Below are 5,813 nucleotides of genomic sequence, written 5' to 3' on the forward strand. Positions count from 1 at the left end.
ATTATATTTAAATAATATATTACTTTCCTTATTTTTACAAAAAATATTAAAGAAACCGATAAATATATTATAACTGAATTGTATATATTATTAAATTTTGCTATTTTAGTTACAGCCTTTACTATAGAAAACATTTCAATACATATTGTACAATGTACATCTGAATGGTGCATATGATAATTAGAATGATAAAATATATAGCATACAGGAAAATATATACAGATATAATAAATGTAAACAATATTACAATAAGTTTCATAATCTTTATATTATAATTTATAATAAATAATTGTCAATTATGAATATTTATTTTTATTGTTCATTATTAGTTTTTATAAAAAGAAGTTTACAAAAAATATTGATAAGAATATCTCCTGTAAACTATCTTTAATATATTATAATTCAATATACAAAATCGGAGTGTCTATACCTGAGAACATAGGAATTTCTATTAAAAAGGCATCTTTCAAATCATAAACATTAACATCTTTTACATCATCATAAGATGAAATATAGCAAGAAGTTATTGTAGGTATATAATCTTTTGAAACAATCAATTTTACTTTCATAGAACTAAACATGGAAGCATATTCGCTGTAATCCTGAGTATCTTCTGAATAATTAAAAGGAGTAAACATAAACTTATTTCCATTTCTTATAGGAACTAATAAACTGTCATCTTCTGTTAAATCTTCAGCTTTTAAAATACCGTTTATATAAAGACCAACTTCATTGTCATTATTTATCTGCTTGAATTTAAAATTTCTAGGATAGCTGCTTCTTGCTTCACTTTCCATATCTCTAAGTATATCGTCATAATAATAATCTGGAACACCTTCTTCATAGCCCTCAGAATAAGCAGCTAATTCTACTAAAGACTTAGACATAGTAACTATAGCAACAACTGTTATATTTTTATCATTATCTATAGTTACATACTGTGTATAATCCAAACATCCTATAAATAATAGAGAAAATAATAAAGCAGATATAATCTTTTTCATAAACAAAATCCTTAATTTTTAATTATATATATTTTACTATAAAAAAATAAATAACAATCTTATATTTTATTTAAATAAAAACATCGATAAGTAATTTACTTTAATAATTAACTATTTTTGAATAACTATAATATAAATTAATAAATTGTATTGATAATTAATTTTTTTTATTATAAAATCATAAAAAAATACAATTTACACAAAGGAGTCAAAAATGAAAAAAGACTTTTTCACAAGCTCTATAGGTATTATAGTAATTGGTGCTGTAATAGGAGCTATAGCAGCTTGGCTCTCTGTAATGGGCAACCCTGCTAATATGGGAATATGTATTGCATGTTTTACCCGTGATTTAGCAGGTGCACTAGGACTGCATAGAGCCGCAGCAGTACAATATATAAGACCTGAATTAATAGGTCTTGTTATTGGAGCTACAATATCTGCATTAATCTCAAAGGAATTTGTTCCTAAAGGCGGAAGCTCTCCTATTATAAGATTCTGTTTAGGTTTCTTTGCTATGATAGGTGCTTTGGTTTTCTTAGGATGTCCTTGGAGAACTTTGCTTAGAGTAGCTGGAGGAGACATCAATGGTATATTCGGATTAATAGGAATTATCATAGGAGGAGGAATAGGTGTTTTCTTCTGGAAACAAAATTTCTCTTTGGGTCAGCCTAAAGCATATAAAAATAAATTGGTTGGATTTCTTCCTTTAGTTGTAGCTTTAATTCTTTTAATTCTATTATTAAAACAAACTAAATTCTCTGAAGGCGGTCCAATATTTTTCTCCGAATCAGGTCCCGGAAGTATGAAAGCTCCTATAGCCATAGCATTAATAGCTTCTATAGTAATAGGTTTTGTAGCTCAAAAATCAAGATTCTGTACTGTAGGCGGACTTAGAGACGGAATATTTATGAAAGATTTTCACATGACTAAAGGTGTTATAGCTTTTATAGTAGCTGCTTTTATAGTTAATATAGCTACAAGCAGATTTAATTTATCTATGGAAAATCAGCCTATAGCACATACAAATATTTTATGGAATACAGTATCAATGATTCTTACTGGTTTAGCATTTACTTTAGGTGCAGGATGTCCTGGAAGACAAATGATACAATCTGCTGAAGGAAATATGGACAGTTTTATATTTGTTATAGGAATGCTAGTAGGTGCAGGATTTGCTCATAACTTTAATTTGGCAAGTTCAACTGCAGGTCCTACAGTATATGGAATGGGAGCTGTTATTTTAGGTTTAATATTCTGTGTAATCATAGGATTTACAATGAAAGAAAATACTGCAAGCTGATACACTTTATCGTGCAGCAGGTTGTTGTCATTATATAATAAATATACTGCACAAAATTTTTGGAAGTTATATAATGAACTCTGCTTCTGCGGTGTATTATTAGAACATATAAGTTATGATAATATGCAGCAGAGGCAGAGGTTATAATAAAAAATGATATTTAGATAATTTCTAATGCTTATTATAATAATTAAGGCTTCTAACAAATGGTGCTTATTTATTAATTTAATATATTTTATAAAATACATATAAAATAAAAAAGGAAAATATCATGTCTGAAACTATTAAAGTTGATACCAGAGGAATGTCATGCTCTCAGGCATCTTTTCAGGCTAAATGTGCCGCTATAAATAATCAGGAATTAAACACAATAATAGAAGTTTTAGTAAGCGGGCATTCAAGCTGCGAAAGTGTAATAAGAGGATGTCAAAAATATGGATATGAAGGTACTTTTGAACATATAGAAAATGAGGATATTTTAGTAACTTTAAAAAAAACAAAATAATAATATATCTTTAATCTTAAAAAAGAAAAAAGATATATTATTAAACTAATTATTATTTCTGGGCATTTAATCCGTAATTACCGAATTTTTTAAGTATTATATCCATCTCTTCATCTGATAAAACATTATACTTGCCAATTTTACTAAGTTCCACAAACTCTCTTGAAATATTTTCTACTTCTACCAAAACACCATAAGCCTTTTCTATAGTAGAATCAGAAACTACAAGTCCATGATTTTTCATAATACAAGCCTTATACCCTTTCATAGCCTTTGATATATTATTGCAAAGCTCTTCGGTTCCATAAGTGGCATACTCGGCACAAGGTATAATTTTTCCTCCAGCAACAGCAATCATATAATGTATAGCAGGTATATAATCAACTCCCATTATAGATACTACTGTAGAATATATAGAATGACTATGTATAACACAGTTAAAATTAGGATTATCTTTTAGTATTGATAAATGAAATCTCCATTCGCTTGAAGGTCTTTTGCCTTCTTCTGACTTTCCGTTCTCATCAACAAAAACTATATCCTCAGCTTTCATAGTATCATAAGGCATACTTGAAGGTGTAATAAGCATACCGTTTTCAAAACGTACACTTACATTTCCAGATGTACCCTGATTAATACCGTCTTTCTGCATTCTAATACATGTTTTTATTATATCATTAGACAATAATTTTCTATATTCATTTAATTGGCTTATCATAATATTTATCCTTAATATTTTATTTATTATTTTATTATAAACTATAATTTTATAAAAAATAGTGCTATGTAATAACATTACTTTATTTTTTTATTATTTATGATATATTAAAAACAATTAATAATCGGAGAGTCATATGAAAAAGAACATTATAATTATATTATTAACAGTGATTACATCTCTATATTCAAATCAAATAAATGAAAGTAATAATGAAAAAGTAAAAGAAATAGCAGATAATATAGAAACACCAAACAATAATTTTAATGAAAGCAATAATGAGAAATCAAAAAATAATATAATTATTAATGAAATAATAAAGCCAAGCGAAGAATTATTAAAACTATTAGAAAGAAATAAAAATAAAACAGGCGTTGCTGAAATGATAGAATTAATAAATGAGGGTGGTATAAATGCTCAGTCAAAAGAAGAGATTCTTATAAGCAATATTACACATTATGCTAATACAACACCTTTAATGATAGCCTCATCATATGGGCATTATGATATAGCAAAAGCTTTGATTGATGATGGTGCTTTGGTTAATTTAAGAGCAAGTGATGGATTTAATGCTTTAATGGAAGCTGTAAGAACTGATAATATAGAGATAGCAAAATTACTAATAAACAATAATTCTGATATAAATATAAAAAATAAAGACGGAAAAAATATGATTATGATTGCATGCGAAAACGGCAATGAAGAAATGTTTAATCTATTAGTAGAAAATAATGCAGATATAAATGAAAAATCATCTTGGGGAGCATCTGCACTTATTTATGCTTCTGAAAAAGGAAATACTAATATAATGCAATATCTAATAGATAATGGAATAGATGTTAATGGAAAAGCTGATGATAATGGGGATACTCCATTACTTTGGGCTGTTACAGGAGAAAATCCTTATGAAGCTTCAAAACTTTTAATAGAAAATGGTGCCAATGTAAATGCTACAAATGATGGCGGAGTTGCTCCTGCTACTATACTTGCGGCATCTACTCCTAAAGTGGTAAAACTCTTAAGAGATAATGGTGCTGATTTAGATACAAAATTTTTAGATTATTATCCTCCTATAGCAATTGCTGCAGGTGCGGGTAATTTAGAAATAGTTAAGGCATTGGTTGAAAATGGGGCTGATGTGAACTATTATCCTAATGATATAAACTATACTGCGATATTTCATGCTATAGACCAACATAATTATGAAGTTGCTGAATATTTATTAAAAAATGGTGTTGATTTAAATATAAAAATGAAACCTGATAATGACTATGGCAGAAGTATAAAAGAAAGCTACAATGTTTTAGAATATGCTGAGGCTATTCAGGATAAAAAAATGATTAGCATAGTAAGCAAATATTATAAAAAGAAAAAATAATTATAATTTTAATATATACTAAAAATTTTTAAGTTTGTCAATTTTTAGCCTTTTAATTTTATTGTTTGTGGTGGCTTTGCCCTGCGAAGCACACAGTCGTGCCAGCCCCCCAGTTCTTTTTGTGACCAAAAGAACCAAAAAGACTGCATTTTTAATCTAAAACTAGGTATTATACCAAGTTTGATGCATATTCCTAAAATATTAAGCTATAGTATATGCGTTTTCGAAAAACATGCCTGAGGCAGCAACTTTAGAGAAACAGAGGCAAAAAACTTTATAATACATTTACAAAAATATAGAAATTGACAAAATATAGTTGTTTAGGTATATTACAAATATTTTTTAAGGAAGTAAATTTATGAAAATAAATATCAATATCTAAGAATGTATTAATAATGCAAAAAATGTTTTTGGTAAAGGGTTCGGATGTTATGAAACTATAATATATGCTTTAAATAAACATTTTGAATTTAATTTAAGCGATGATACTATAAATGAGAGAATTAAACAAAAAATAAAGGCATTATAAAACATACTATAAAAGCTATAATGCCATAAACATATACATAACAGCTTCTATTGTTTGTTAATATAATACTTTTTATATTTCTTATAGTACCTAATTTTTTTAATGATTTTATATTATCAATAATTATCAAAATAAAATGAACAAGAATTATTATATTTGTAAAAATCAAAGTTAATTTATTAGGACTTATTCCATATTCTCTTATTCTGTATACAAGAGAACTAAAAATTATTATATTAAAAATAAATGCTATTACAGGGAATATAATATAAACTATCTTTGTGAATATACTTGCTTTATAATCAATACGCACAAAAAATAAATTTACTGCTCCTATAGCAATAGCTACATTATAAAGTATAAAATTTATTCTAATATC

The 5,813-nt window shown here is 26.8% G+C and carries 5 protein-coding genes and 1 pseudogene; 3 read left to right on the top strand and 3 right to left on the bottom strand.

Annotation, left to right across the window (positions count from 1 at the left end; translation table 11 throughout):
- Positions 1-395: 395 nt before the first annotated feature.
- A complete protein-coding gene (locus tag KQ44_RS06570) occupies positions 396-1,004 on the bottom strand; it encodes a hypothetical protein (RefSeq protein WP_096736748.1) in 609 nt (202 codons plus the stop codon).
- A gap of 214 nt (positions 1,005-1,218) precedes the next feature.
- Between KQ44_RS06570 and yedE the strand changes: the two genes are divergently transcribed.
- Both yedE and KQ44_RS06580 read left to right on the top strand, forming a co-directional pair.
- Positions 1,219-2,304 carry a YedE family putative selenium transporter gene (gene yedE, locus KQ44_RS06575; RefSeq protein ID WP_096736749.1) on the top strand — a complete coding sequence of 362 codons (1,086 nt, stop codon included), beginning with the start codon at positions 1,219-1,221 and terminating at the stop codon, positions 2,302-2,304.
- 271 nt (positions 2,305-2,575) lie between these two features.
- Positions 2,576-2,809 carry a SirA family protein gene (locus KQ44_RS06580; protein WP_020005545.1) on the top strand — a complete coding sequence of 78 codons (234 nt, stop codon included), beginning with the start codon at positions 2,576-2,578 and terminating at the stop codon, positions 2,807-2,809.
- 52 nt (positions 2,810-2,861) lie between these two features.
- Here the strand turns inward: KQ44_RS06580 and KQ44_RS06585 are convergent, their stop codons facing one another.
- Positions 2,862-3,527 carry a class II aldolase/adducin family protein gene (locus KQ44_RS06585; protein ID WP_096736750.1) on the bottom strand — a complete coding sequence of 222 codons (666 nt, stop codon included), beginning with the start codon at positions 3,525-3,527 and terminating at the stop codon, positions 2,862-2,864.
- A 136-nt stretch (positions 3,528-3,663) separates the two neighbouring features.
- Here KQ44_RS06585 and KQ44_RS06590 point away from each other — a divergent pair, with 136 nt between their 5' ends.
- Positions 3,664-4,905, top strand: coding sequence for an ankyrin repeat domain-containing protein (locus KQ44_RS06590; RefSeq protein ID WP_205676551.1), 1,242 nt, complete (start codon positions 3,664-3,666; stop codon positions 4,903-4,905).
- Between the two features lie 503 nt (positions 4,906-5,408).
- Here the strand turns inward: KQ44_RS06590 and KQ44_RS06600 are convergent.
- Positions 5,409-5,813: pseudogene (locus KQ44_RS06600) on the bottom strand (hypothetical protein); the annotation flags it as partial.

The sequence above is a fragment of the Brachyspira sp. G79 genome (assembly GCF_002379365.1).
GTDB lineage: Bacteria > Spirochaetota > Brachyspiria > Brachyspirales > Brachyspiraceae > Brachyspira.

Excerpts from the sequence above, each read along its gene's own strand:
- KQ44_RS06580 (WP_020005545.1), top strand. The coding sequence starts at position 2,576 with ATGTCTGAAACTATTAAAGTTGATACCAGAGGAATGTCATGCTCTCAG.
- yedE (WP_096736749.1), top strand. The coding sequence starts at position 1,219 with ATGAAAAAAGACTTTTTCACAAGCTCTATAGGTATTATAGTAATTGGT.
- KQ44_RS06585 (WP_096736750.1), bottom strand. The coding sequence starts at position 3,527 with ATGATAAGCCAATTAAATGAATATAGAAAATTATTGTCTAATGATATA.
- KQ44_RS06570 (WP_096736748.1), bottom strand. The coding sequence starts at position 1,004 with ATGAAAAAGATTATATCTGCTTTATTATTTTCTCTATTATTTATAGGA.
- KQ44_RS06590 (WP_205676551.1), top strand. The coding sequence starts at position 3,664 with ATGAAAAAGAACATTATAATTATATTATTAACAGTGATTACATCTCTA.